The sequence below is a fragment of the Exiguobacterium sp. s166 genome (assembly GCF_018618855.1).
Taxonomy (GTDB): Bacteria; Bacillota; Bacilli; order Exiguobacteriales; family Exiguobacteriaceae; genus Exiguobacterium_A.
In genome coordinates this window covers 297,195-322,242 of sequence record NZ_JACSMU010000003.1, presented here as the reverse complement: position 1 = coordinate 322,242, position 25,048 = coordinate 297,195, and the positions used below count along the sequence as shown (strand labels likewise).

The window sequence follows — 25,048 nt, the reverse complement described above, 5'->3', positions numbered from 1 at the left end:
CGTCACCGTCTTTTACGGAACCTGTATTTAAAGAACAACAGGCTTACGGACAGACTGATGATTGTAGCCAGGACACTTTTAATCAGAGCGTGACGCGTCAGACCGTCGATTACGATTCCATTAAATTTTTGAGCGAAAGTTGCTTCCGGGACCCAGTCGATGACAGACCCGATGCCTAAGAGTGCAGGAACGCTCAGCAAAAGATAGACGCTGATGAAGCCGAGGAGAAACGTTTTAATCTTCATACTGAAGCACCTCAATTTCTGTCGTGTTGTGAAGACAGTTTTTCACATCAGACGGCTGTCATGGCTGTACAAGCGCAATGATTAAAATAATCGTAGAGATTGATCCGGCGGTCAATAAGGTCAGCATTTTGGGACGGTTAAAATCTTGAGATGATTTAGATACTTCTTTTGACAGGCTGATCCAAATGGTCAGAGAAGCGATAATGATCAAAAACAAAAAGGTTTCAGACATGATGTAGACCTCCCGGAATGAATGTTAATCTTCAGCGCGTAACCAGTTGATGTAAACATTTAAATCGGAATCAACTCCTTTTGATTCCAGGAGTCTTGCCAATTGTTCATTGGAAACGTAAACGTCCGCCCCTGTATTCAACACTAAATTCGTCAAACTTTGGGCGAAGAAGTCAAGGAGGTCCGGATCCGTCGTCGTGTTAATTCGTTTCATCATTTCGTGGACTAACCGTTCTTGTTCCAAACCAATCGTCATCCAACTACCGAATGCATATAAGACGGTATCGATATCCTCACTTTGAATAGAAAGATTAATTTCTTCCATCGAAGGATAACTGGCATAAAACGCCTCTAAATCAAGTGGTTCTAAGTCTGGTTCTTGAATCATCCACCGGGACAGAAAATCTTGAAAGGTTGGAGCCACTTCGCGTGTGGATTCATCGGAAGTGTCAAGGTACCACACGGACGGATTATTATCCTGTTGATCAAAGTTTAAGTAGTAAATATAGATTCCTTCACCGTCACCGATAGTGACATGTTTCCCTGTGATGCCCCATTCCGGCAAAACAAGTTTAGTCGACTCGGTGAACGAGTCGTAGCTGAGACCTTCGAGGTACCGAATGGGTAAGTAACTGGCTTCTCCAGGTTCCGACCACGTATTTTCAAAATCTACCGAGACAGCGTTATACAAGAGACAACCCCCGTTCTGCTTTCTTAATATGCTGAGAAAACTTTCAGGAAATGTAATCTGCAGTTCATGCTCGATTTGTTGGATGTCCTGTTCTGATAAGGGCGCGAGAATGCCATAATCGTCTTCTTGATCCCAAATATTCAATGTTCCATCTCCGATCTGTTTGGTAAACGATTCAAGTCTGATTCGTTTTTTTGGATTTTTTTTCGTAAAAAAATAGTCCGGTCATCAAAATAGAACCGCAGATATAGCCGACACCGACAGCGGATAAAGCGGACCAATCGAGCTGATAACGCAGGAAAAATTGCGGCAACAAATAAGCCAGGAGCCCAAGTGGCAAGATCCAGGTCTTCGCCCGGTACGCACTGTATCCGATGAGGAGGAAGGCGCTGAGACCAATGATCGAACTGGTCAACCAGGAAAAGTGAATCGTCGGTGACGTGACCTGTGAGTCGGTTAAAAACAGTCCCATCAGCAACAAGAAGATTACGCCTGTGGACAGACCAAAAACCAGGAATGGACGTTTCGAAGGAGTGTGCGTCGCGCTGTAGCGTAAACATCGACTCAAAACGATCAGCAAAGAACTGATCAAGATGATGAAGCCGACTAAAAAGTACAGACTGTAGGACAACGGTCCGTCGAGCAAGTCTTGAAACAACAGAAAACTGAAGACGCCTGCGAGAATTTGAAACAGCAGCCAAAACGATTCGCGGTAATCGGTCGTCATCTCTGAGGCAATGGATTGAATATAGGCGGCCGGACTGTCACCGGTGATGGCCGCAACCGACTTACCGTCCGCCTCGGCTTCCTGTAAATGATCCTCGAGTTCGGTAACGATGTCTTGCGTCGCCTGTTCGTTTTTTCCGGAGGCGAGCAAGTAGAGTGTTAAATCTTCTAGAAACCGTCTTGATTCGTCAGATAACGTCTGCATTCAGGAGTCCTCCTTTAAAATATGCTGTACGCTCGCCGCCAGTTGCTGCCAGCGCGTCGTGAACGCTACCAGTTCCTCGCGTCCGGTGTGGGTGATGGCATAATACTTTCGTTTTGGTCCGCTCGGTGAGACCCGTTGCGTCGCTTCAATCCAACCCCGTTTTTGCATCCGAATCAATAACGGATAGATCGTCCCTTCACTGACGTCCGCAAAACCGTGGGCGGCGAGTTTTGTTGCCAGTTCATAACCATATACTTCTTCCTCGGCAATCAAGGCGAGGAGACAACCGTCAAGAATGCCTTTTAACATTTGGGTTGATGACATCGCTATTCCTCGTTTCACTATCATGTAATACAAGGTAATTGTACGTCATGCTATCATGCATTGCAAGGTAATGAGGAAAGTCAGGATTATGTTTACGGGAACGAGGTAAATAAAAGGTAAAAGGAGCGGAAAACCAGTCACTCATGTAAGGAGGGGACAAAGGTGGAAAAACGGACGATCATCATCTCGGCAGCCGTCGTCTTTTTGATCATGGCGCTTGTCATGGCCGTCTCGGCATTTGGGTTCGGCATCTACTACGGGGATCCGGAATTGTTGCGGATTGCGATTTTTGGTGAAATCTTGACCGCAGTCTTTTTAGTTTGGTTCATCCGTCGCAACAGTTCGTTTGCAGCCGTCGGTTTCTCCCCGTTAAAAATCCTGGGACTCGTCTGGTACATTCCGATTTTGTTGATCGTGTTGTATCAAGTCGTGCTCGTCGTTTCATCTCTTGAATTTGATTGCTTTCATTCCGGTAAGTGCGATGATTTTTCAACTCGGCAATACGTTTTTGTTCGGATTGTTTTTTGCCTTGATTGCACTGAAGCTCAACAATCTGTGGTCGTTGATCTTTTTCCACACCTTGTGGGATTTTTCAAGTATCGCCGCGGATGTTCTGAATGTGAATCTCGCGATCCCGAATCTCGTGACGCAAGTGTTTGTTGCCTTGGCGATTCTGATTCAGCTGCTGCTTAAGCGGCATGATCTCAGTCATTTGAAACGACCGCTTGCGGCATAAGAAACAGAGCACGCCTTTAGAATGCAACTGATTTTGGTTGCTTCATTTTTTTTGGAAAAAAGACTGTACAGCCGGAATTGATATGTAATATATTAGTTGCATGAAAACTCAACCGATTAAACGACTCTCGTTAAGTGAAGAAGTCTATCAACGACTGCAACAGCAAATCATTACTTTGACGCTTGCACCGGGTCAAAAGCTGAACGACCAGGAGCTGGCCGAAGCATTTGGCGTCAGCCGGACACCGGTCCGCGAAGCGCTGAAAAAACTGGAGGAGGAGGGACTGGTCGCGATGAAACGCGGCTCGCGGACGAACGTCACGCTACTTGATGCGACACAAACCCGCCAGACGTTTCCGATTGTCGCGACGCTTCATGCGTTGGCAGCACGCCTGGCATTCCCGTTGCTGCAAGCAACAGACATCGAACAATTGATTGAGATCGAGAAAACATTTGAAGAAGCGATTGAACGTCAGGACGCGGAGTCGGCCCTACGACTGGATGATGCCTTTCATGGTCTGTTCCTCGAACGGAGTCAAAACGATCAACTGACGGAAACACTGAACCGTCTGACGCCGCTGATCCGCCGGCTCGAGTATGCACAGTTCAGCCGCCACGGTCATGATTCGGTCACGGATCACCAAACAATCATTGAAGCCTGTCAAAGCGCGAATATCGAAGCACTCGTCCGCGCAACGGAACAAAATTGGAATGGTCTAGGACGACACCTGGTCGCCGCCTTAGAGGAGGAACCACCATGCGACCAATCGTGATCGGGATATTCGCGGCGATGTTTTTTGCCGTCACCTTCATCCTGAACCAGTCGATGCAAGGGAGCGGGGGGCACTGGATATACAGTGCGGCCTTACGCTTTTATTTGATGTTGCCGTTATTGATACTAATTGTCGCCTACCGGCGTCGGCTCGGTCGTGTCTGGTCGGCACTCCGAGAAGCGCCGCGCTTTTGGCTGACCTACGGGACGATCGGCTTCGGGATTTTTTACAGCGGGATTTGTCTTGCTGCTGACTATTCGCCCGGCTGGCTGATTGCCGGGACGTGGCAGGTGACGATTCTAGCAGGACCGTTGCTGGCGCCACTCTTTAAGCAATCGATTCCCTGGGCGTCACTGCGCTATTCGTTGTTGATCGTCGCCGGTGTCTTCCTGATGCAACTGTCAGTCGCGGAAGGACTGTCGCTTAAGACGCTGTTGCTTGGGATTATTCCGGTCCTTTGTGCTGCGATTGCCTATCCGCTCGGCAACCGGAAGATGATGGAACGGTACGGCAACGAGCTGGATGTCTTTGACCGGATTCTCGGGATGACGATTGCCAGTCTGCCGTTTTGGTTCATCCTGTCCGGTATTGCCTACGTGCAGGTCGGATTACCGTCCGCGGGGCAAGTCGGACAGTCGGGGCTGGTCGCCTTATTCTCCGGCGTCATCGCGACATCACTGTTCTTTTACGCGACGACACTCGTCCGGACGGAACCGGTCCGTCTTGCAGCGGTCGAAGCGACACAGTCGTTTGAAATCCTGTTCACCGTCCTCGGGGAGATGCTGTTTTTACACGCCGTCTTTCCGACCGGTCTCGCGTTGTTCGGGATGCTGCTTGTCATGCTCGGAATGACGATTCACAGTTTAAAGCAAGCCCAGTCAAAAGAAGTACCGGATATATAATTATTTCAAATACCATATGTAAATATGATTACTTAGAAAAGAGGACGCAGGATGGTCTTAACCGGCACACTTGTCAATACAGGATTAATCGTCATCGGTACATTACTCGGTCTGCTGTTTCATAAAATTCCCGAACGGACGAAGGAAACGGTTGTTCAGGCAATCGGACTCGCTGTCGTCGTGCTTGGTGTTCAGATGGGGCTGAAGAGTGAGAACTTCCTGATCGTCATCGGCAGTCTCGTCTTAGGCGGGGCAATCGGTGAATGGTTACGAATTGATGAAAAGCTGAACCGAGTTGGCGAATGGCTTGAACTAAAAATCGGACGGGGTCATCCATCGAATATCGCAGAAGGTTTCGTCACAGCCACGTTGATTTTCGTCATCGGAGCAATGGGCGTACTCGGGGCGCTTGACGGCGGTTTACGTCAGGACCATGACGTCCTCTATACAAAAGGATTGATTGACGGCTTCACGGCACTTGTCCTCAGCTCGACTCTCGGGATCGGCGTCATCTTTTCGGCGATTCCGGTTCTCGTTTATCAAGGAGCAATTGCTCTCAGCGCAGTGGCGATTACGCAATTTGTTCCGGACGCTATCCTTCAGCAATTCATCGTGGAGATGACGGCGACCGGCGGTGTGATGATTTTAGCAATCGGCTTGAATCTAGCCGGCATCACCAAAATCCGGGTCGCGAACTTGTTACCCGGAATCGTAATGGTCGGATTGATCGTGACCGGTTTGGAACTGCTTGGTTTTAACTGAAACTTAAAAGACATCCGTTTGCACTGTTGATTTCGGTCAGCAGCAGGCAAACGGATGTCTTTTTTAACGGATGGTTTGTTCCAGTTCAGAAATATGGTGCTCAAGCAGCCGGTGCCCGTCATAGTGAAACGTGTGGAGCTGTGGTGTCGTCTGTTTTAAGACGTGCGGCAGGTAAGTCTTCAGATTACTGATGACACCGGTATTGTCCGGGTCGAGGATCCAGTCGAGTTGTTTCCAGTCGAGAATGCCTTCCCGGGTCGCGAGCGGTGTCACGAGGAGCTGATCAGGCGGAAGTTCGGCAAGGAACAAATAAATCCCGACCGTCTCGTCCGCCTGCAAAAGAATCGTCCCCGAAAACTGGACATCGGTCAGAGTCAGACCGGTTTCTTCAAACGTTTCCCGGGTGACGGATTCCGCCGGTGACTCACCGGCTTCGATTTTACCGCCGACCCCGTTCCACATCCCCATCGCCGGTTGTTTTTGCCGGTTCAGCAGCAACCACTGATCGTTCTTGCGAATCAAACAGAGTGTATAGCGATACAAGTCTCCTCATCTCCTTAAAAGAAGTCGTGTTTAAAGGCCGCGTACTGGTCGTCGGATGTTACCGGTTGAATCGTTTTCTTACCGTCGGTCCAGGTCGTCAACGCCTGTCGTGTCAGAATACAGTGTCCATCGGCCTTACGGATGGCGAGCAGACTGCGTTTGTTGAAGGGGGAAGCCTGATGCTCCTGGATGATCTGTTCCATGTCAGATAGAGCAGCCGGTTCAATCGTCTGTTGCGTGTAGAAATGGTACCCGATGACAAACTCGTCATCCTGACCGGTCCGTAACATCTCCAGCTGATAACCGGCGCCGTTCGGGGCAATCCGGTAGTTGCCGCTCGGTGATGTGATTGTTTCTCCGGTCAGAGGAATCGGGCGTAGGGCGAGATTGACACCGAATCCCGTATCGACGAGATAGGTCTGCTCCTGGTGCGACAGCAGGACGGCGACGTGGGTCGGACCGGTCGCGGACCAGACGTCATTTTCCTGATCGAAGACGGTCGCCTTGAGAAGTGAAACGTCAAACCCTTTGATTCGTAACACTTCGTACAGCAAATGGTTGAGATCATAGCAGACACCGCCCGCCTGACGTTCGATGAAGGTCTGTCGTAGTCGGTTCTGGTCAAACGGAACCGACTCTTTTTCAAGAACCGCTGCATTGTCAAACGGCAGGTGATAGGCAAAGGCTTCAAGCAGCGCGGGTAAATCGGCAAATGTTAACGTATGGCCGAGCGGATAATGGATCCGGCCGGCTACGTCTTTAATAAATGTAGACAAGACAATTCCTCCTTTAATCGATGATTCCATTATCGCATATTCCTGTTCATGACAGGATACATGTTATCTGAAAATAAGATTTGGTCTTTTGTTTCGTGATGAACTTTGTTATGCTGAAACAGGATTAATTAAGAATGATTCTCATTCCGGATGAAGAAGGAGGCTCCTCATGTTACGAAAACGAATGACCGGCGCATTAGCGCTTTTAGTAATGAGTTGTCTGATGCTTGCGGCGTGTGCCGGACAAGCGAAAGAAGAGACGACGAAAAAGACGCACGCTGTCACGCATGAAGCAGGAACAACGAACGTGCCGGACCATCCGAAACGGATCGTGGCCCTTGAGTTCTCGTTCGTCGACGCGCTCGACGAACTGGGTATTGAACCGGTCGGCATCGCACAGGAAAACAAGGATGATGTATCGGGGCTGCTCGATAAGAAGATTTCCTTTACGGAAGTCGGGACACGCCAGCAACCGAATCTCGAAGTCATCAGCTCGCTGAAACCGGACTTGATCATCGGAGATTTCAACCGGCATAAAGGCATCTACAAACAATTGCAGCAAATCGCACCGACGATCATCTTAAAAAGCCGGAATGCGACCTATCAGGAAAACCTTGCATCATTCAAGAGCATCGCGGAAGCCGTCGGGCAGACCGATCAAATGGAGCAACGTCTGAAATTGCATGACAAGCGACTCGCAGTTGCCAAACAAAAAGTCGATCCGGACGATCAACGCAAAATCATGGTCGGTGTCTTCCGGTCCGATTCATTGACGGCACACGGAGAGACATCGTTTGACGGGGAACTGCTTGAAAAACTCGGCATCGATAATGCCATCACGAAAACAGTAGAACCAACCGTGACGATTACGCTGGAGCAGATTGTCAAATGGGATCCGGACGTCATCTTCATGGCGGAAGCCGACCCGAAACTGCTCAACGAGTGGAAAAAGAATCCGCTCTGGAATCAAATCACGGCTGTGAAAAAAGGTGAAGTCTACGAAGTCAATCGTGACTTGTGGACCCGTTACCGCGGACTGGACGCAGCGGAACAAATCGTCGACGAAGCGATTCAACTGCTGTATCCGAAAAAATCGTAAACGACGACACGAGCCAGAGCAATCTGGCTTTTGTTGATGAAAGGGGAAGCCGTTGATGATTCGGAAAACACGATTGATCCGTTTGCTCGTTCTACTTATTGTGCTGATTGGACTCAGCTCCTATCTCAGTCTGTTTCTCGGCGTGACGACGATCCGGCCGCTCGAAGCCATCCGGGAATGGTCATCCGGTGATTTGTCAAAAGAAACATTGGTCCTGACGACACTTCGATTACCACGATTAGTACTGGGACTGATACTCGGGGCAAACCTAGCCGTCGCCGGAGCATTGATGCAGGCGGTCACCCGGAATCCGCTCGCCTCGCCGCAGGTATTTGGTGTCAACGCCGGAGCCTCGTTGTTCGTGGTTCTCGCGTTATTGCTGTTCCCGGCGCTCGGGACGGCCAATCTCGTGTACTTCGCTTTCTTTGGTGCAATGATTGGCGGGTTGCTCGTTTTTTCATTTGCGTCCGTCCGCGGTATGACGAGTCTGAAACTGGCCCTCGTCGGGATGGCGATCCACTTGTTGCTGACATCTTTGACGAAAGGGTTGATTTTGTTCAATGACCGGATCACGAATGTCTTGTACTGGTTATCCGGTTCGATCAGTGACAGCGGCTGGCTTGAAGTCCGGTTGATTGTGCCGTGGTCGATTATCGGCTTGATCTTAGCCTTCAGCCTGGCCAAATCGCTGGCCATTTTCCAACTCGGTCAGGACGTCGCCGTCGGACTGGGGCAAAACATCACCCGAATCCGGATGCTGGCAGCCGTCGCTGTTGTCTTGCTGGCCGGTGTGACGGTTGCCGTCGCCGGAGCCATCGGCTTCATCGGTCTGATGGTCCCGCACATCGTCCGGCGCCTGGTCGGCGAGGATTACCGGTATGTCCTGCCGGTGTCCGCGTTATGCGGCGGACTGTTGCTGACGTCTGCCGATGTCCTCGCCCGGTTCATCGCTTATCCCTATGAATCACCGGTCGGGATCGTGACGGCATTACTCGGGGCGCCGTTCTTCTTGTATTTAGCGAAACGTCAGACGAAAGGGGTGGCGTAAATGAACAGACTCCGTCAACAACCATGGCTTGGTCTCGTCCTCATGTCGCTCCTTGTCACTGTGCTCAGTTTTCTGTTGCTCGGCGTCGGTTCCGTCTACTTGAAACCGGGTGAAATCGTCGCAGCCTTGCAAGGAGACGGAAGTGCCTTCATCGTCTTGAACTACCGGTTGCCGCGGACACTTCTCGCGTTACTCGCCGGCGGTTGTTTTGCCCTATCCGGTGTTTTGTTGCAGGCGATCATCCGGAATCCGCTCGTCTCCCCGGACGTCATCGGCGTGACGAACGGAGCGGCCTTGTTTACCGTTTTGACAATTGCGTTACTTCCGGACGGTCCGCTCGTTTTGACGCCGCTTGCAGCGATGGGTGGAGCGGCACTCGTGATGATTGCCCTGATGCTACTTGCCGATCACGGCAAGCTGCAACACAGTTCCTTTGCTTTGCTCGGCATCGCCGTCAGTGCGATTTGTGCGTCGGGAACGGAATATCTGTTGATCAAGTTTCCGCTCCAGACGAATGATTCACTCGTTTGGCTTGCCGGCAGTCTGTTCGGCAAAGGCTGGACGGAAGTGTATGTCCTGGCGCCGGTCTTTCTGATTCTCGGACTCGCCATCTGGTCTGGACACCGGCAACTCGATATTCTGTCACTCAGTGAAGACGCGGCGATCGGTCTCGGGTTACGGATGAAACGAACCCGGTATGTCTTTCTCGCGCTTGCTGTTGTTCTCGCTGGTGTCGCCGTCGCGATGGTCGGATCAATCGGGTTCCTTGGACTCGTTGCCCCGCATATGGCCCGACGTTTGATCGGTCACCGGCACCACCTGTTGATTCCGATGGCCGTCCTCGTCGGCGGCGGACTGTTGGTCGTCGCCGATGCGATTGGGCGCGGGATTCATCCGCCGCTTGAAATTCCGGCCGGATTGATCACAGCAATCATTGGTGTACCGTACTTCTTGTATCTGCTGCGGAAAAACCGCGCGTGAATGCGACCAAAACACACTGCCTTGTACCCGTTTCTCTGTTGAGAGACTGTGCGACAAGGCGGTGTTTTTTTGAGTTGAACAGTAAATCAATATCCGATATATGGTAAAATGAAATAGATTAGCAGATGCTGTCTATAAAAAAACTCAGACGAAGTGTTTAAAAACTATGACGTGTCGAGGTGCTGAATGAACATACACTTTGAAGAACTGAAAATGTACACGAAATTTGATGATTTAGCAGATGATTTACTGGATCTTGCAAAAGAGATTCTGCCGGAACAGCTGTTTTATTTATCAGCCATCAATGAGACCGAGCAATTGATCATTAAACTGTCCGAAGAGCAGACCCGGATGCCGGTCACAGAAGGAATGGTCATTGATTTGAATTACTCGCTCTGCCAACGAATCGATTTTCAAACGAAACAACCGCTTATATACGAAGATGTCACAAAAGACCGCAGTCTCGACGGCATGAGGGAAGTACTGGAAGGGGCGAATGTTCAGTCCTATTTAGGGATTCCGATTTCGCTTGCGAACGGAGAAAAGTTCGGTACATTGTGCGCCATCAATGATGAAGTCAGTTTGTTCGAGAGCAAGAGTATCGAGTTACTGCAACGGATCGTCCGCCTGTTTTCGTATTATCTGGAACTCGAGCGGTTTGCCTGGCGTGACATGTTGACGGATCTGTACAATCGGCGGTATTTGACACATCAATTCGACCAACATCCTCAGACGGAAGGCGCTTTGTTCTTCCTTGATTTGGACGGCTTCAAAAATGTCAACGATCTGTACGGGCACGATGCCGGGGACGCTGTTCTGCAGGAGGTCGCAAGACGATTGAAGACACTGATTGCAGGACAAAAAGAAGCCTATGCCGTCCGCTTGGGCGGAGACGAATTTGTCATTCGGTTTACGCACTTTGATTCTCAGCAAGCATTGATCGATCAAGCAGATGAAATTCTTGTCCGGTTGAGTACGTGGGACACATATGAACTGTCGACCAGCATCGGAATCGTCGCCTACAAAGACGCTGACATCAGTCTGAAAACGCTGCTCCGCCAAGCGGATATCGCGTTATACGAAGCAAAATCATCAGGAAAAAACAGGTACAAACTGTTTACAGAATGATTGGCCGAACACATACAAAAGAAAACACCATGAAGTTCGACGTCTCCTTGACCGGAAGCGTACGAAACAGCATGGTGTTTTTGAATTGGCGTCAGACGGTCAATTCAATCGTCAGTCCTTCCGGATCAAGAAAGACACTTTCGTAGTAACCGTCGCCTGTCAGACGCGGGCCGTCAAGCCGGGTATAGCCGTCCCGCTCGAGCCGTGCCGTCAGTTGATCGACAGCGAAGCGGCTGCCGAGCGAAAAAGCAATGTGGGCATAACCGAACCGGTCGCGCGGGGCATCGTGGTCGATATCCGTCCGGTGCATCAATTCGAGCCGTGGACCTGACTTAAAGTGGAGAAAGTAGGACGAAAATCCTTTGAGCGGATTATGGTACAACGCATTGGCCTGCGCCTCGAAGTACGTTTCGTAAAAGTGTTTCGTCCGTTCAAGATCCTTGACCCAGATGGCGATATGTTCAATTTTCATGAGAGGAGACTCCTTTTTCAGTGATTTAGGAAGCGCGGGACAATGCCCGTTTCGCAAGGACACGGTTCAGCCGTTCGGAACAGAGCAACAGGAACAGAATCATCAGGAAACCTGTCACCGGGAACAGCTGTAACGTCAGGAACGAGGCGAGAACACCGAACAACGGCGGCAAAAACGTACTGCCGCTGTAGGCGAAGGCCATCTGAACCCCCATCAGCCGTTTCGCCGCATCCTGGCCGAACCGGACCGGCGTCTCATGTAACATGGCCGGATAAATCGGCGCGAGTCCGAGTCCGATCAGGATAAATCCGGTCAGCATCAAACCGTCGAGCGGCAGGAAGAACAGCAGACTGCCGAGCAGAGCCGTCCCTTGCCCCAACCGAATCAACTGGCGGTTCGTCATCCGGAGCGATAAAAAGCCACTCAAAAACCGGCCGACGGTGATGCTGCCGTAATAGACGGAAATCCAGGTGGCCGCTGTTTCGACGGAAAAAGATTTGACCTGGACGAGATAACTGCTGCCCCATAAACCGATCAGTGCTTCAGCACCGCAATAGAGAACAAACGAGGCTAACGCGAACGGGAGACCGGTCAAACGCTTCGCCTGTGTTCCGTGTAAGGACTGTTCTTCAGGCGGTGCTGCAATTGCGACCGGTGCCTGTTTCCAAAGCGGAACGCTTAAGACGAGCAGCAAGGCAAGACCGAACTGGACCAGAGCGACGATCAGATATCCGCTGCGCCAGTCGCCCGATTCGCTCATCATCGCTGCCATGATCAACGGTCCGGTCGTTGCACCGACGCCCCAAAAGCAGTGAAGCCAGTTCATATGGTGCGCTTTGTAACGGGTCGCGACAAAATGATTGAGTGCCGCGTCGACGACGCCGGCACCGAGACCGAGCGGAATCGCAAGCAGGAACAGCCAGAGCAATGAAGGGGCAAAATAAAATCCGAGCAGGCTGCCAGCCGTGACTGCGGCACAAAAGGCGGTGACATGACTCGTCTCAAACCGGTTGAGAATCTTGCCGCTGAACAGACTCGAGATGATCGTTCCGCCGGCAATCGTCATGAACAGCCAGCCGGCGACTTCGAGATCAGCCCCGAACTCTGTCCGCATGACGGGCCAGGCGACGCCGAGTAACGAATCCGGTAATCCTAAACTGATGAAGGCAAGATAGATGATGCTGAGTAACCAGACTCCACTCATGTTGATGTCCCCTTTATTGGTTGTTCTGTCTGAAGTTGTAATCCGAGACGTGTCAAGCCGTTCAGATAATCGGTTTCCCAGTTACTCCGGACGAGCCGGGGAATATGGGCTTCCGGGATATAGCGGGCTGTCGTTGTCCGGATTTGTTCCAAATCCGACGCAGTCACTTCCGTATTGTTAAAAATCAACAGGTGAGGATTCAGTGTCGCGGCGAATGTCGTCGTCAACCGGCTGATCGCATCGATCGTATCTGCGTTCAGGACGTCGTTTCGTTCGGCGATCCGTTGTCCGAACGTCGCCTTGTCATACTGCGGGACAAGTGAAATCTCACCGGCAAAGTGACTGCTGCCGCGGACGAGTTGTCCGTTGATCAAAATCCCGGAACCGGGTCCGTTTTTTCCTAAGTACAAATAAATCAACGATTGTTGCCGCTGCTGATAGGCTTCGTGAAAGCCGACGACGGCGGCATTCATATCGTTTTCGACGACGACCGGCAAATGGAACTCGGATTCAAGCGTCTGTTTCAGATCGACCTGTTGCAAAGACGGATAATCCGGTGCGAAAAAGACTTGCCCGTTTTCGACCGACGCCGCCACCCCGATACTTAAAAAAGTGATGCGTGGATCTTGCGCAAGCAACCGGTGAATCAGGCGGACGAGAGCCGGAACGTGCGGGTGCTTGCGGGGAACGGCTTCCGTTCCGTTCGTCAGCAATGTACCGACAGCGTCGAAGATCCGGTAACCGATGGCATCGAGTTCGAGATACAGCGCCAATCCGTGAGTGTGATCGGCCCGGGACCGATAGCGTTTAGCCGGACGTCCGCCGCTCGATACATCCGAATCCTCTTCGGCGACCTCACCGTTCTCGATTAGAATATCCAAATGTTTTTTGACTGTCGGGAAACTCGTCGAGAGCGTCCGGCTCAGTTCCGGAATCGTCTGAAGCCGTTCGAATAAGAGGGCTTGCCGCAACTGGGTTAATAAGTCCGTGTTCATACCGGCCATGAGGCACCTCCTGTTTACTTCTTAAAATATTTTAATAAGTGCTCGGATTGAGTGTAGCAAGCAGAGGTTTAAAAAGCAAATGCTTTTAAAAACTTAAGTTGTTTGTCGTACGCGAATCAAGAGGAGCATGATGTAGGTAACGGCTGCCAAAGTTCTTGCACGCATGACCCGCACGGCTGAAAGGGGCTGGATGATCGGCAGGGAAATCTTTTGAAAATGGAGAAATATACAAAATCACAGCTTGGTTCGATATTTTAAGCAGAAAGAAGGGTTCTTATGAAATTATTGCTGACTTCAGGCGGCATTCAAAATGACAGTCAACGTCGGGCGCTCGTCGATCTACTCGGAAAACCGATTGAGGAAGCACATGCCCTCTGCATTCCGACAGCCGTCTACGGAATGAAAGAAGGACCGTACCACTCATACTCGTTCATCACAGGAACGGGTTCCACTCCGATGTGTGAATTAGGATTTCAGTCGGTCGGTGTTCTCGAATTGACTGCACTGCCCAGTCTGGATGAATCACTTTGGGTGCCGCTTGTCGAACAGGCCGATGTGTTGTTGGTAAATGGCGGTGATCCCTTATTTTTAAACTACTGGATGAAAAAGTCGGGACTTGCCGACCGATTGCCTTCGCTAAAAGCAGTCTACGTCGGATTGAGTGCCGGCAGTATGGTGCTGACACCAAGGATTGGTCATGCGTTCGTGGAGTGGACAGCACCTCATACAACGACAGATGAAACCCTTGGATTAGTTGAATTTTCGATTTTCCCGCACCTTGATCACGAACTGTTACCGGAAAATACATTGGACGAAGCCGTCAAATGGGCGGCTGATCTCACAGGACCATCCTATGCGATTGATGATCAAACGGCGATTCAGGTCATTGACGGGGTCATCGAAGTCATTTCGGAAGGGAATTGGAAACGATTTAATTGAACTGAGGTGAGACCAGTGGAGATCACGACACAATTGTACGTCGAACATATCGGGCAATGGCGGAGTTGGCTGGAAAACCATCATCTGACAGAGACCGAAGTTTGGCTCGTATTTGATAAAAAAGATGCAGAAAAATATCAGTTGGATTATATCGAAACCGTCGAAGAAGCACTTTGTTTTGGTTGGATTGACGGGATTAAAAAGAAGGACGGGGACCGTCTGCTTCAGCGATTTACACCGCGTCGGACAAACAGTCACTGGACCGAACTGAATAAAGAACGGGTTCGTCGACTGATGGCACTCGGAAAGATGCGAGAACAAGGGATAAAGGTGACACCTGACTTGACAGTACCGTTTGAAATTGATCACATCATCATCACGGAACTGAAAAAAGATCCGGACACCTATCAATTTTTCCGGACGTTGCCGGAGCTCTACATCCGTGTCAGGATCAGTTATATCCAGGACTGCAAGCGAGACAGCGCGGAGTATGAAAAACGTCTGACCAAGTTTTTGAACTATACGGCGCAACGGCGACTGTTTGGTCGCTATGACGACGGAGGGAAATTGACGGGAGACTATAAAGGAGATGACTGATGATGGATTCTGAACAGGAAAAACCGACTTTTGGTGTGAAACTGAAGGGACGACACTACCAGTATAAGCAAAGTGTCTATGGCATCGCATACGATCAACGACAGCAGACATTTTTAACCGTCGAGACTAAATGGAACAATCTTTTGTTGCCGGGTGGGGGAATCGAGCGGGGAGAAACAGCGGAGCAAGCACTTCACAGGGAGTTGCTCGAAGAGACCGGGTTTACGATTCAAATCGATGCGCCAATCGGCCGTGCCGAGCAGTACGTGCTGACACCAGACGGGAAAGCGATTCTCAACGACGCGTTCTTTTTTGAGATGACGTTACTCGAGCGGATGCAGGATCCGGTTGAAGAAAACCATTGTCTGGTCTCCCGTGACCTTCACGAAGTCGACGATTTGTTTCATGCCCATCAGGCCTGGGCGGTGAGGGAAGGATTAAAGTATAAGGATGAACACCTCTGAATCTAATACCTAGAAAAATAAAAAGCATCAGGTATTCGGAATTGTCACGTGTACTCGATGCTTTTTCATTTTTAGAATCCTAGGACGAGTTGAAAGATCAAGGTTATCTTTTGATCCATTTTGCTCCACGTCCACGTCCTGATGGTTTGATAAGCCCTTCATCCCGAAGTTCACGTAGAATTCGATTAATCGTTGCCTCGCTAACATCAGGACAGGCGTTTCGGACATCTGCTTTATTGAACGGTGTAATGCGGCTTTCGACAAATTGGCGAATTCGTCCCGCCTTATTTTGATTGCCGGTCGTAATCAGTCCGACCCGGTCCTCGAGTTCCTTATACGCGGCAAGGATTGTGCTCAACAGATAGTTGACCCACGGGAAAGGATCTTGCTGATTCTGATGCCAGTGGATAGAGGATAGTCGAAGCGATTCATAATAATCTTCTTTACGCGACTCGACGATCTTTTCAAGACTAATGTACCGTCCTACCTCAAAGCCATCTTGATAAAGCATTAAAAGCGTTAATAAGCGTGACATCCGAGCATTTCCATCATTGAATGGATGAATGGACAAAAAATCGAGGACGAAGAGACTCGTCAAGATGAGCGAATCAACGTCTTCCTGTTGTCGCCGCTCACGCAAACTATCGCATAATGCCTGGACTGAGGCAGGAGTCTCGAATGCCGGCACCGGAACGAAACGTGTTCGTCGTGTCCCGTCAGGAAAGGATTCACTGATTTCGTTATCGACATTCTTCCATCGTCCACCCTCGACGGGAACGAATTTATAAAGCTCCTTATGAAGTTGTAATAAGACGTTCGCATTGATCGGGATATCTCGTGCTGAAGCATGAATCAAATTCAATACATCTCGGTAACCGGCAATTTCCGCCTCTGAACGGTCGGCAGGATCGGCTGATTTCGACATGATGGTATGGAGGCGGCTTTCTGTGACGAAAATTCCTTCAATCGCGTTCGATGCTTTTGTCGACTGGATGACGGCAACATCACGTAGTGTGTTAAGAATTTGTGGTACTTGTTGTTTATATAAATCTTGTTTCCCTTTATATTCATTAATCCGACTGATTAAGCGGACTGTTTCCATCGGCAGTGCAATGGTATTTAAATAACGATACGTATAGTTTCGCACAGATAGCGCCTCTTTCGTTAATAGACTCATTGATAGCTAAACATATTCATTTGTTAGAGAAATGAGTATGTTTAATTAAAGTATAACGTATTTAAATATGTTCAAAAAGAATAAACATGCTCATTTTAGGGTGAAATGAGTATGTTTATTCAAAAATGAACTAATTAATATGGATTTAAAACAGTTAAACATAGTCAAAAACAATTAAAATGAACATGTTTACATGAAAATGAGCTAATTTATGATTTAAACGATTGCAGCTACTCGTAACGTCACAAAATCGGTGACAACAGACGCGAGATACTTTCTTTAAAGCGGATCATCCGCGGACGGGCGGCATATTTTTCCCGTGTCAGCAAGGCACTGTCGGCGACGTCGGACAAAAAGAGCAGCTCCAGCTCTTCCGCAATCGCCGCATCGTACAAAATCGCATTCATTTCAAAGTTCAGCCGGAAGCTCCGGGCATCGATATTCGTCGTCCCGACCGAAGCGATTTTCCCGTCGACGACAATTGTCTTCGCATGCATGAAGCCGATTTCGTACGTGTAAACTTCCGCACCGTGCTGAATCAGTTCACCAACCGCCGCGTACGTCGCCCAGTAGACAAACGGGTGATCCGGCTGGTTCGGAATCATGATTTTGAGCGAGACGCCGGAAGCCAGCGCAATCTGACAGGCATCCATGAAACTGGCGTCCGGAATGAAATAGGGCGACTGGATATAAATCGATTTTTCTGCTGAATGAATCATTTGAATCAGCATGTTTTTCAAATATTCCGTTTCCGAGGTCGGTCCGGACGTTACGATTTGAACCGGTACCCGTTCCGTCGTCACTTCAAGCGGTGGAATCGAAGCCGTCGACCAATCGGTCCGTTCGTTGCTTGCCGCGTCCCAGTCCTGTTCAAAATGAAATTCGAGTTCTTTGACGACGGGGCCGAGGACCCGGAGGTGTGTATCCCGCCAGTAGCCGAACTGTTCGTCTTCTCCAAGATATTCCGATCCGACGTTAAAACCGCCGATGTAACCGATTTGCCGGTCAATCGTACAAAGTTTCCGGTGATTCCGGTTGTTGATGCGCAAGTTGAAGATACCGAACGGCGAGGAGAAGAAGGAGCGGACTTCACCACCATCTTGTTTGAACGCTGCGAAGTCCTTCGCTTTGAGTTTCCAGGAACCGACGGCGTCATACAGAATCCGGACTTTGACGCCGCGTTTGGCCTGTTCGAAGAGAGCATTTAACAACCGGTCACCGAGCGGATCGCGTTTTAAGATAAAGTACTGGATATTGATTTCGACTTGGGCGCTCTGTATGTCAGCGACCAACGTATCAAATTTCTGGTTGCCGTCGAACAGCGTCCGGACGTCCGTCGCCTCCGTCAACAGGGCTCCTGACGTCCGGTTCGCCTGAATCAACTTCCGGTACGGATAAAGTGGTGTATTGGGGGAAATCGCTTCAGCTGCCTGTTCGGTAAGGTCTTGTTCGCGCGCCAACCGGCGGTCTTCCGGGATGTGATAAAAGGAGTCCTGCTTTAACGAACGGCCGAACAGTAAGTAAATCAAAAAGCCGATGACGGGTAAGAAAAAGAGAATCATCAACCAGGCCCAGGTTGCACTGACATCGCGCCGCTCAAAAAACAGGATGGCGATTGCCGCAGCGACGTTGGCGATTAACACGACGTAGAGCAAAATCGTCAAGATTAGGGTATAGTCCATCAATACGAACACCTCGTTTTCAGAAAGAATGACTTCGACGGGAGGGAAAACACATGTTTTCGGAATGGATCCGGTTCATCTCGAGTATCTTGTTCATCCCGATTTCGGATGATTTGCTGGTCATCCGCCAAATCAGGAGCTGGTTACGCCAGGATCAAGCACTTATCCTGATTTTTTTATCCGTCTGGTCCGCCTGTTTCGTGTGTTTTAATCTGTTTTACGGCATTCCCCGTTTTTTTCGTGAACTGCCTGTCTTTCAAAAGGCCTTGACGAATAAACATCTCGTAAAAGCCGAAGTGATTCTGCAGGAAAAAGGAACGGTCGCCATCGCGATGTCGTTTTTCCTGCCCGGTGTCCGGCGTCCGATCCACTATATGTCCGGACTGCTGGCCTATCCGTACCGGCCATATGTGCTGGTGACGCTTGTCGGAACCAGCGTTTATGCGTTGCTGTGGACGATTCTCGTCAATCGTCTCGGTGCCTACGGTCTGTTAAACCGCTTTTCGGCGTGGTGGGCAACCCATGGCGGTGTCATCCTGTTACCCGGTCTGCTGATTCTGACGGGCGTATTAGGTTGGATTTTCCGGGACACGATCCGGAACTGGTTTGTCCGCCCGTAACGCGGTCTTCCGGAGTTGTGCCAACTTGATGATGTTGAGGACCGTCACTTTTGCGACGGCGTAAAAGGGAACGGCGAGCAACATGCCGAGAATCCCTGCCAGTTGACCCGCGACGAGCAAGACGACCGTGATCGTAATCGGGTGCACCTTTAAAGATTTTCCCTGGACGAGCGGCGAGATGACATTGGCGTCGAGCTGTTGGACGATCGTAATGCCGATGATGACATACAGTCCTTTAATCGGTTCGTCCAAAAAGCCGATCAAGACGGCCGGTGCCGCACCGAGAAACGGTCCGAGGTACGGAATGATGTTCGTCGCGAAGATGAACAGACCGAGCGGTAAGAAGTACGGAACATCGAGCCACCAAAGGACAAGTGTCGCGAGACTCCCGACGAAGGAACAGACAATCAATTGCGCCCGGACATACGAGCGAATCGTTCCGTTCATGTCTTTTAAAATCAACAGCGCTTCCTTGCGATAACCGATCGGGATGAACTGTACCAAGGCATTCGGTAGTTTTTTCCCGTCGACCAGCATGAAAATGTATAAAAACAGGGCGATGAATAATGTGAAGACGGTCGAAGCGATGAATTGAATCAGCCAAATTACAGAACCGGCAATCGAGGAAAAGACGTTTCCAAGAAGCGCGGTCGCACTTTTCATCGAGTTCTCGACAGACGACAATTGATTGTCGAGTGTCGGGATGGAGGTTCCATATTTCGCATAGAGGGATAACGATTGGGTATAGAGACGTTCGGCAAAACCGGGTACGGCACCGATGAAAGCGAAAAGCTGTTTCGTGATGAGCGGGAATAGCGTCAAGAGGAACAGGGTGACGAGCGCAAGTAACAGCACCAGGACGATGAAAATTGCCAGTTTTCGGGAACGCAGGCGACGCTCCAGTGAATCGACGATTCCGACGGACAGGTAAAATAAAATACCGGCGATGATGAACGGGGTGAAGATCGTCGTAAACAGAATAAACAGCGGATAAAAAAGAAAGTTGACCTGCCGCGCCATATAAATGATGCCAAGAACCAGTAAGATGAACAGACCGATACGAAAGGAACGATTGGAAATTAATCCGGACAAGGTCATCTCCTCCCTCATGAATGAACTGCATGCTCTACTCTTTCCCTGAAACCTTTAAAAATAGTTTGAAAATTCTGTAAAATTCATATTTTTTCACCGTTTTTTGTTATCGGTTTAAAAAAAGGGGTAATCATAGACTAATCTCTAACCATTTTTCGTATCATCATCGCTGTCATCTCCGCAGTCATTTCCAGTCAACTCATGATTCTTCGCAACGACAGTAGTCACTTTCCCCCATTATATTTTCCTTCATCGTCAGCTTAATAACCTTGTTCGTCCTATTACCGATGTTCATGCTCCTACAACCTGTCGTTTAAAAGGGAGGAACACGTATGCAGCCCATCATTGCCTTTACGATTATCATGCTCATCTGGACGGTCAGCGATTATGTTTCGAAAAAAAACAAAGGTCTTATTATCTTCGTTATTTGTTGCCTCCATCATCTTTCTGATTGGATTCAAGACTAATCTGTTTCCGGAAGACTTGTTGCCGACGTCAGCCTTGTTACCGCTCGGACAAACCGTCGTCGGGATGATCATCGTTCATCTCGGGACGCTGATCAGCCTCGATGAATTTAAACGGCAGTGGAAAACGTTTCTGATCGGGGTCTCGGCCGTCATCGGCATCAGCGTATTGCTCTTTACGATCGGTCGGCTGTTCCTCGATACGAACTATGTCCTCAGCGCCATCGCGGCCGTCAGCGGCGGGACGATTTCCGTCATTATCGTTCAGGAACAGGCGCTGAACGCCGGCTTGATCTCGGTCGCCGTTTTTCCGGTCCTGATTGCGGCCCTGCAAGGTTTGATCGGTTTTCCGCTGACATCGGTCATCCTCCGTAAAGAAGCATTGCGGATTCGGGAAGGGGTCCGGGATGGCAGTATCACGCGGAAAGCAGTTCTTGACCCGGCCGAAACATCCGAGAAACAGACGATTTTGCCGGAGCCGTTCCATACGACGGCCGGGACGCTGTTTGTCGTCGGTGTCGTCGTCATCGTTTCGTCGTTCCTCAGCGGTTTGACGAACGGGTGGCTGAATACGTTCGTCATTGCCTTGTTACTCGGGATTGCCTTACGGGCGACCGGCGTCTTGAAACCCAATGTCTTGAACGGTATTGATGCCTACGGTCTGATGATGCTTGCGATTTTACTGATCATCTTTGGACCACTCGCAACGACCTCATTTGCGGACCTCGTCGTCGAACTGTTTGTGCCATTGTTGATCGCCTTCATTCTCGGCGTGCTCGGGATCGTGTTGTTTGCGATGCTTGCCGGGAAGTTCCTCGGTTACTCTTACCCGATGGCGATTGCAATCGGTTTGACGTCACTATACGGTTTTCCGGGTACATTGATTCTCAGTCAGGAAGCGGCTAAAAATATCGGCGAGACGGAAGATGAAGTCCAGATCATTGAGGATGAAATTTTACCGAAGATGGTCGTCGCCGGCTTCTCGACGGTTACCATCACCTCCGTCTTCATCACCGGTATTTTAGCGTCATTCATCTACTAACAGGAGGTTATTCAGATGGGTCTAGGAGAAGATATCAAACGGTTAAAAGGATTTGATTGTTCGACACACGTGTTGTCGGTGTATCTCAGTACCGCTCCGGATAAACGGAACCAGTGGGAGACGATTCTGCGGAATGAGAAGAAACGTCTCTTGACGGAACAGGAAGATAAACAAGCCGTCGAAGCCGTCTTTTCGAAACTCGAGCAGGCGATCAACAATCAGCGGACGAGTTTGCTGCGCAGTATCGTTGCTTTTGTCTCAAGCGATGATTTCTTGCAGGAAGTCTATTTCCTACAACTCGATGTGACCGATGAAATCAGTTATTATACCAAACCGAATCTCAATCAACTGGAAGTCCTTGACCAACAATTCCCGCGAACCGGTATCGTGCTGACGCATCTCGATTCGGCGACCGTCCTCGACGTCCGACTTGGAGAAGTCGAGGCGACGCATGACTACGAGCTGGATCTCGATACCGAACAGTGGCGGCGTTATCAGGGACGAAGCGGACGAAGTGGCGCTTCAAGCAGCAATCAGACGGATGATTTCCGCGATCGGGTCGAAAAGCAGGCAGAACGGTTTTACCGCGAGTTGTCGGGAGAGGTCGAAAAACTAAACCGGTCACTTGATTGGGATCAGATCATCGTCATCGGCGAACGGTCGCAAGCGAACTTCCTTGAGCAGGCCTTAACGACCAAACCAAAACAGGTCATTCATAAAAATTTGTCGCAATCGAGCCAACAACAGATTCTCAAGCAGGTATTTTGAGCGTCGACGTCTAAAGTATAGCTTTAGACGTACATAGGGAGTGGAAGAACATGTTCATGCATCACATCACTGATCAACTGAGTTTGAAATTAATCGAACGCCAGGACGCTGACGCGCTTTATGCGCTTGTCGATGCCAATCGTGATCATTTACGGGAGTGGCTCGGCTGGGTCGACGAAGCAACCGGACCCGACATCTACCGGAACGAAATCATTCCGGCCTGGTTGACGGACTATGCGAACGGCAACGGCTTTGCCTGCGGGATTTATTTTGAGGGCGAACTCGTCGGGACGATCGCTTTACACGAAATCAATCAGACGTTACTGCAAACGTCGATCGGGTATTATTTGACCGGGAACGGACGCGGTAAAGGATTGATGACGACTGTCGTCGCATTTATCACAGACTATTGTTTTACGACATTACAACTGAACCGGGTCGTCATCGAATGTGCGATCGGCAATACACGAAGCCGGAAGATACCGGAGCGTTTAGGTTTTCAGCAAGAAGGGATTCTACGTGACGCGGAGCTTTTGTACGGGGCGTATCATGATATTGCCGTTTATGCGATGCTCGCAAAAGACTGGTCCGACACGTGCGTATCATCCGTACAAAATCAGCAAATGAATTAAAGCAGGAGGTGCCACGGAATGGTTCAATTCATGAAAATGACAGAAGCGGCCTATGCTGCATACTTACCGGAAGCCATCAAAGAATATGCCGAGGAGAAAGTCAAAGCCGGGACATGGGCAGAGGTGGAAGCGCTTGACCGGTCAGCCGCCGAGTACGGCCAATTATTACCGGACGGGATCCAGACGAAACATCATTATCTGTTTTCGATTTTGGACGATCCCGAACAGCCGCCGGTCGGTATGATTTGGTTTCAATTAAGTGAATCGACGCACGGTCGAACCGCCTTTATCTTTGATTTCAAAATCGAAGAAGGCCATCAAGGGAAAGGGTACGGACGGCAAGCAATGGAAGTACTGGAGCAGGTCGCCCGACGGATGAACATTAAAAAAATCAAATTGCATGTCTTTGCGCATAACACGCGGGCGATTCATCTCTATGAAACGACCGGATTTGTCACGACAGACTTACATATGACCAAAACAATCGACTGAAAAACACCTCTGTGCATCCGAAAAATCGATGCACAGAGGTGTTTTGTTGTCTTCAGCGCCACGTTTGAAGGGTGTTTGCGAACTGGATATCGGTCTCGAGTTCACCATGGATGTGCGTTGACATAAAATCGTTTCCGGCCAGCCAATCTTTAAAATCAAACGTAACCGGCTCTTGATCACCGCCGAGAGCGAACCAGACTTTCATGTCGGTCGGGAAATAGGCTGACGTATGAATCGTGCCTGCCCAGTGACTGTACAACTCGGAGAACACACCTTTATCGGAATCGTTCAACAGCCGGAACGCCGATTCCGCGTCCTGAATCAAATGCTGATGCGTCTTCAGTTCCATCATCCGCCGTTTCGAATCATCGAGATGGAACCGGTTTTCGTGTTGCAACAGATCAAAATGATTCGTACAGAGATTCGTCTCCCGGACTTTGATGTCGCGGGCTGTCGCCTCGATGACAAATGAGCGGTTCGATTGGTCATGAACGACATAGCTGAACGACCCCCGGTGCGGCATCTCCTTTACGAGCGAAATTGCATCTTCGACCGAGGTACATGTCTCGAGGATAATCCGTCCAATCATGAAACTGACGAAGCCGTCTCCAGGACGACGGCGGTTGATGAAGTTGTACCCCATCGCAAGGCCATGTTCGTTCATTCCGTCCATTCGTCCGGTGACGCGGGACGCCGGTCCGATGATAGCGGAGCCGCCATCCGTCGGTTGAAAAACGGAAAACCGTCCATCGTACGTCATCGGATGATAATCATAATTGCGGACGAGGAAATTATCACCCGTCATGATCGAACAGCCGCTTTTCGGTCCTTCGACCCGGTAGTGACCAAAATGAAGCAATGTATCGGCGAGCGATAATTCGAGTTCATCCTGTAACCCGAGCAACTCATCCCAAATATACGGGGCATAGCGGAGAAACATCTCTTTCGTTTCGACAGGGTCGACCTGAAAACGGGGAACCCGGATTTTCCAATTGTCTTCGCGGTTATGCAACAGTTGGTTGCGTTTGACGTAACGGCCCTGTTCGCGGCCGAAGTCATAGTGTGTTCCGCGGAACTGCGTGATTTCGTTCGAGACAGACTGCACAGACTTCACTCCTTTTGTTTCTGTATGATTCTGATTATATCGAATCCGGTACCCGCTGTCGTAATCAAGGGCTCAGGACAACACATTGCTCACGCCAATCATGAAAAAACACTGAATAATTTGAA

At 49.8% G+C, this 25,048-nt stretch carries 30 protein-coding genes; 16 read left to right on the top strand and 14 right to left on the bottom strand.

The window, feature by feature from the left end; all coding sequences use genetic code 11:
- Positions 1 to 2: 2 nt before the first annotated feature.
- Genes KNP93_RS09610 through KNP93_RS09590 form a run of 5 tightly spaced genes read right to left on the bottom strand, consistent with a single transcriptional unit; the run spans position 3 to position 2,422 of the window.
- Positions 3 to 245, bottom strand: coding sequence for a hypothetical protein (locus KNP93_RS09610; protein WP_214854895.1), 243 nt, complete (start codon positions 243 to 245; stop codon positions 3 to 5).
- A gap of 58 nt (positions 246 to 303) precedes the next feature.
- Positions 304 to 477, bottom strand: a complete 174-nt coding sequence (locus KNP93_RS09605) for a hypothetical protein (protein ID WP_165871633.1) — start codon at positions 475 to 477, stop codon at positions 304 to 306.
- A gap of 24 nt (positions 478 to 501) precedes the next feature.
- Positions 502 to 1,311 carry an SMI1/KNR4 family protein gene (locus KNP93_RS09600; RefSeq protein ID WP_214854893.1) on the bottom strand — a complete coding sequence of 270 codons (810 nt, stop codon included), beginning with the start codon at positions 1,309 to 1,311 and terminating at the stop codon, positions 502 to 504.
- 31 nt (positions 1,312 to 1,342) lie between these two features.
- A complete protein-coding gene (locus KNP93_RS09595; RefSeq protein WP_131504064.1) occupies positions 1,343 to 2,098 on the bottom strand; it encodes an HAAS domain-containing protein in 756 nt (251 codons plus the stop codon).
- On the bottom strand, positions 2,099 to 2,422 hold the full coding sequence (locus tag KNP93_RS09590; RefSeq protein WP_214854890.1) for a PadR family transcriptional regulator: 324 nt from the start codon (positions 2,420 to 2,422) through the stop codon (positions 2,099 to 2,101). It abuts the gene before it with no gap.
- 481 nt (positions 2,423 to 2,903) lie between these two features.
- Here KNP93_RS09590 and KNP93_RS15895 point away from each other — a divergent pair, with 481 nt between their 5' ends.
- The 4 genes from KNP93_RS15895 (at position 2,904) to KNP93_RS09570 (ending at position 5,594) form a co-directional block, all read left to right on the top strand.
- Positions 2,904 to 3,158, top strand: coding sequence for a CPBP family glutamic-type intramembrane protease (locus KNP93_RS15895; protein ID WP_371819910.1), 255 nt, complete (start codon positions 2,904 to 2,906; stop codon positions 3,156 to 3,158).
- Between the two features lie 100 nt (positions 3,159 to 3,258).
- Positions 3,259 to 3,930, top strand: a complete 672-nt coding sequence (locus tag KNP93_RS09580; protein ID WP_131972827.1) for a GntR family transcriptional regulator — start codon at positions 3,259 to 3,261, stop codon at positions 3,928 to 3,930.
- A complete protein-coding gene (locus KNP93_RS09575; protein ID WP_131972826.1) occupies positions 3,915 to 4,832 on the top strand; it encodes a DMT family transporter in 918 nt (305 codons plus the stop codon). The genes KNP93_RS09580 and KNP93_RS09575 overlap by 16 nt, the downstream gene beginning before the upstream one ends.
- 51 nt (positions 4,833 to 4,883) lie before the next feature.
- Entirely contained in the window at positions 4,884 to 5,594 is a 711-nt protein-coding gene (locus KNP93_RS09570; RefSeq protein WP_188004255.1) for a DUF554 domain-containing protein, read from the top strand.
- A gap of 63 nt (positions 5,595 to 5,657) precedes the next feature.
- Here KNP93_RS09570 and KNP93_RS09565 read toward each other — a convergent pair whose 3' ends face one another.
- Both KNP93_RS09565 and KNP93_RS09560 read right to left on the bottom strand, forming a co-directional pair.
- Complete coding sequence (locus tag KNP93_RS09565; RefSeq protein ID WP_131972824.1) at positions 5,658 to 6,137, bottom strand: NUDIX hydrolase; 480 nt, start codon at positions 6,135 to 6,137, stop codon at positions 5,658 to 5,660.
- A gap of 14 nt (positions 6,138 to 6,151) precedes the next feature.
- Positions 6,152 to 6,913 carry an arylamine N-acetyltransferase family protein gene (locus tag KNP93_RS09560; protein WP_251138746.1) on the bottom strand — a complete coding sequence of 254 codons (762 nt, stop codon included), beginning with the start codon at positions 6,911 to 6,913 and terminating at the stop codon, positions 6,152 to 6,154.
- 169 nt (positions 6,914 to 7,082) lie between these two features.
- Here KNP93_RS09560 and KNP93_RS09555 point away from each other — a divergent pair, with 169 nt between their 5' ends.
- The 4 genes from KNP93_RS09555 to KNP93_RS09540 all read left to right on the top strand — a co-directional run bounded on the left by KNP93_RS09555 (position 7,083) and on the right by KNP93_RS09540 (position 11,169).
- Positions 7,083 to 8,012, top strand: a complete 930-nt coding sequence (locus KNP93_RS09555; protein ID WP_131972822.1) for an ABC transporter substrate-binding protein — start codon at positions 7,083 to 7,085, stop codon at positions 8,010 to 8,012.
- Positions 8,013 to 8,067: 55 nt separating this feature from the next.
- Complete coding sequence (locus tag KNP93_RS09550; protein ID WP_188004256.1) at positions 8,068 to 9,060, top strand: FecCD family ABC transporter permease; 993 nt, start codon at positions 8,068 to 8,070, stop codon at positions 9,058 to 9,060.
- The gene (locus KNP93_RS09545) at positions 9,061 to 10,041 is read left to right on the top strand and encodes a FecCD family ABC transporter permease (protein ID WP_188004257.1); all 981 of its coding nucleotides are present in this window, start codon (positions 9,061 to 9,063) and stop codon (positions 10,039 to 10,041) included.
- Between the two features lie 186 nt (positions 10,042 to 10,227).
- Positions 10,228 to 11,169, top strand: coding sequence for a sensor domain-containing protein (locus KNP93_RS09540; RefSeq protein ID WP_131972819.1), 942 nt, complete (start codon positions 10,228 to 10,230; stop codon positions 11,167 to 11,169).
- A 91-nt stretch (positions 11,170 to 11,260) separates the two neighbouring features.
- On the opposite strand, the gene KNP93_RS09535 is transcribed toward KNP93_RS09540, so the two are convergent.
- From KNP93_RS09535 to KNP93_RS09525, 3 genes are read right to left on the bottom strand one after another with little or no spacing between them, the layout of a single operon-like run.
- A complete protein-coding gene (locus KNP93_RS09535; protein ID WP_131972818.1) occupies positions 11,261 to 11,641 on the bottom strand; it encodes a VOC family protein in 381 nt (126 codons plus the stop codon).
- 25 nt (positions 11,642 to 11,666) lie between these two features.
- The gene (locus KNP93_RS09530; protein WP_214854877.1) at positions 11,667 to 12,845 is read right to left on the bottom strand and encodes an MFS transporter; all 1,179 of its coding nucleotides are present in this window, start codon (positions 12,843 to 12,845) and stop codon (positions 11,667 to 11,669) included.
- Positions 12,842 to 13,849 (bottom strand): ROK family transcriptional regulator, encoded by a 1,008-nt coding sequence (locus tag KNP93_RS09525; protein WP_214854875.1) that lies wholly within the window; start codon positions 13,847 to 13,849, stop codon positions 12,842 to 12,844. The genes KNP93_RS09530 and KNP93_RS09525 overlap by 4 nt, the downstream gene beginning before the upstream one ends.
- 276 nt (positions 13,850 to 14,125) lie before the next feature.
- Here KNP93_RS09525 and KNP93_RS09520 point away from each other — a divergent pair, with 276 nt between their 5' ends.
- Genes KNP93_RS09520 through KNP93_RS09510 form a run of 3 tightly spaced genes read left to right on the top strand, consistent with a single transcriptional unit; the run spans position 14,126 to position 15,849 of the window.
- On the top strand, positions 14,126 to 14,788 hold the full coding sequence (locus KNP93_RS09520; RefSeq protein ID WP_214854873.1) for a Type 1 glutamine amidotransferase-like domain-containing protein: 663 nt from the start codon (positions 14,126 to 14,128) through the stop codon (positions 14,786 to 14,788).
- A gap of 15 nt (positions 14,789 to 14,803) precedes the next feature.
- Positions 14,804 to 15,385 (top strand): YdeI/OmpD-associated family protein, encoded by a 582-nt coding sequence (locus tag KNP93_RS09515; RefSeq protein ID WP_214854871.1) that lies wholly within the window; start codon positions 14,804 to 14,806, stop codon positions 15,383 to 15,385.
- Positions 15,385 to 15,849 (top strand): NUDIX domain-containing protein, encoded by a 465-nt coding sequence (locus tag KNP93_RS09510; RefSeq protein WP_214854869.1) that lies wholly within the window; start codon positions 15,385 to 15,387, stop codon positions 15,847 to 15,849. Before KNP93_RS09515 ends, KNP93_RS09510 begins: the two co-directional genes overlap by 1 nt.
- Before the next feature lie 103 nt (positions 15,850 to 15,952).
- Here the strand turns inward: KNP93_RS09510 and KNP93_RS09505 are convergent, their stop codons facing one another.
- Together KNP93_RS09505 and cls are read right to left on the bottom strand one after the other, a co-directional pair.
- Positions 15,953 to 16,996: a Fic family protein gene (locus tag KNP93_RS09505; RefSeq protein WP_371819904.1), complete on the bottom strand. Its 1,044-nt coding sequence runs from the start codon at positions 16,994 to 16,996 to the stop codon at positions 15,953 to 15,955.
- A 272-nt stretch (positions 16,997 to 17,268) separates the two neighbouring features.
- Entirely contained in the window at positions 17,269 to 18,708 is a 1,440-nt protein-coding gene (cls, locus tag KNP93_RS09500) for a cardiolipin synthase (protein WP_214854867.1), read from the bottom strand.
- A 53-nt stretch (positions 18,709 to 18,761) separates the two neighbouring features.
- On the opposite strand from cls, the gene KNP93_RS09495 reads away from it, so the two are divergent.
- A complete protein-coding gene (locus KNP93_RS09495) occupies positions 18,762 to 19,328 on the top strand; it encodes a DedA family protein (RefSeq protein WP_214854864.1) in 567 nt (188 codons plus the stop codon).
- On the opposite strand, the gene KNP93_RS09490 is transcribed toward KNP93_RS09495, so the two are convergent.
- A complete protein-coding gene (locus KNP93_RS09490) occupies positions 19,278 to 20,420 on the bottom strand; it encodes an AI-2E family transporter (protein ID WP_214854861.1) in 1,143 nt (380 codons plus the stop codon). The two genes, KNP93_RS09495 and KNP93_RS09490, sit on opposite strands and share 51 nt — an antisense overlap.
- A gap of 387 nt (positions 20,421 to 20,807) precedes the next feature.
- Between KNP93_RS09490 and KNP93_RS09485 the strand changes: the two genes are divergently transcribed.
- The 4 genes from KNP93_RS09485 to KNP93_RS09470 are packed head-to-tail and all read left to right on the top strand — an operon-like array spanning position 20,808 to position 23,818.
- Positions 20,808 to 21,926 carry a hypothetical protein gene (locus KNP93_RS09485; RefSeq protein WP_214854860.1) on the top strand — a complete coding sequence of 373 codons (1,119 nt, stop codon included), beginning with the start codon at positions 20,808 to 20,810 and terminating at the stop codon, positions 21,924 to 21,926.
- A 15-nt stretch (positions 21,927 to 21,941) separates the two neighbouring features.
- On the top strand, positions 21,942 to 22,694 hold the full coding sequence (locus KNP93_RS09480; RefSeq protein WP_214854858.1) for a VLRF1 family aeRF1-type release factor: 753 nt from the start codon (positions 21,942 to 21,944) through the stop codon (positions 22,692 to 22,694).
- Positions 22,695 to 22,744: 50 nt separating this feature from the next.
- A complete protein-coding gene (locus KNP93_RS09475) occupies positions 22,745 to 23,326 on the top strand; it encodes a GNAT family N-acetyltransferase (protein ID WP_214854848.1) in 582 nt (193 codons plus the stop codon).
- An 18-nt stretch (positions 23,327 to 23,344) separates the two neighbouring features.
- On the top strand, positions 23,345 to 23,818 hold the full coding sequence (locus KNP93_RS09470; RefSeq protein WP_214854845.1) for a GNAT family N-acetyltransferase: 474 nt from the start codon (positions 23,345 to 23,347) through the stop codon (positions 23,816 to 23,818).
- Positions 23,819 to 23,870: 52 nt separating this feature from the next.
- Here the strand turns inward: KNP93_RS09470 and KNP93_RS09465 are convergent, their stop codons facing one another.
- A complete protein-coding gene (locus tag KNP93_RS09465; protein ID WP_214854843.1) occupies positions 23,871 to 24,923 on the bottom strand; it encodes a C45 family autoproteolytic acyltransferase/hydrolase in 1,053 nt (350 codons plus the stop codon).
- Between the last annotated feature and the right edge of the window lie 125 nt (positions 24,924 to 25,048).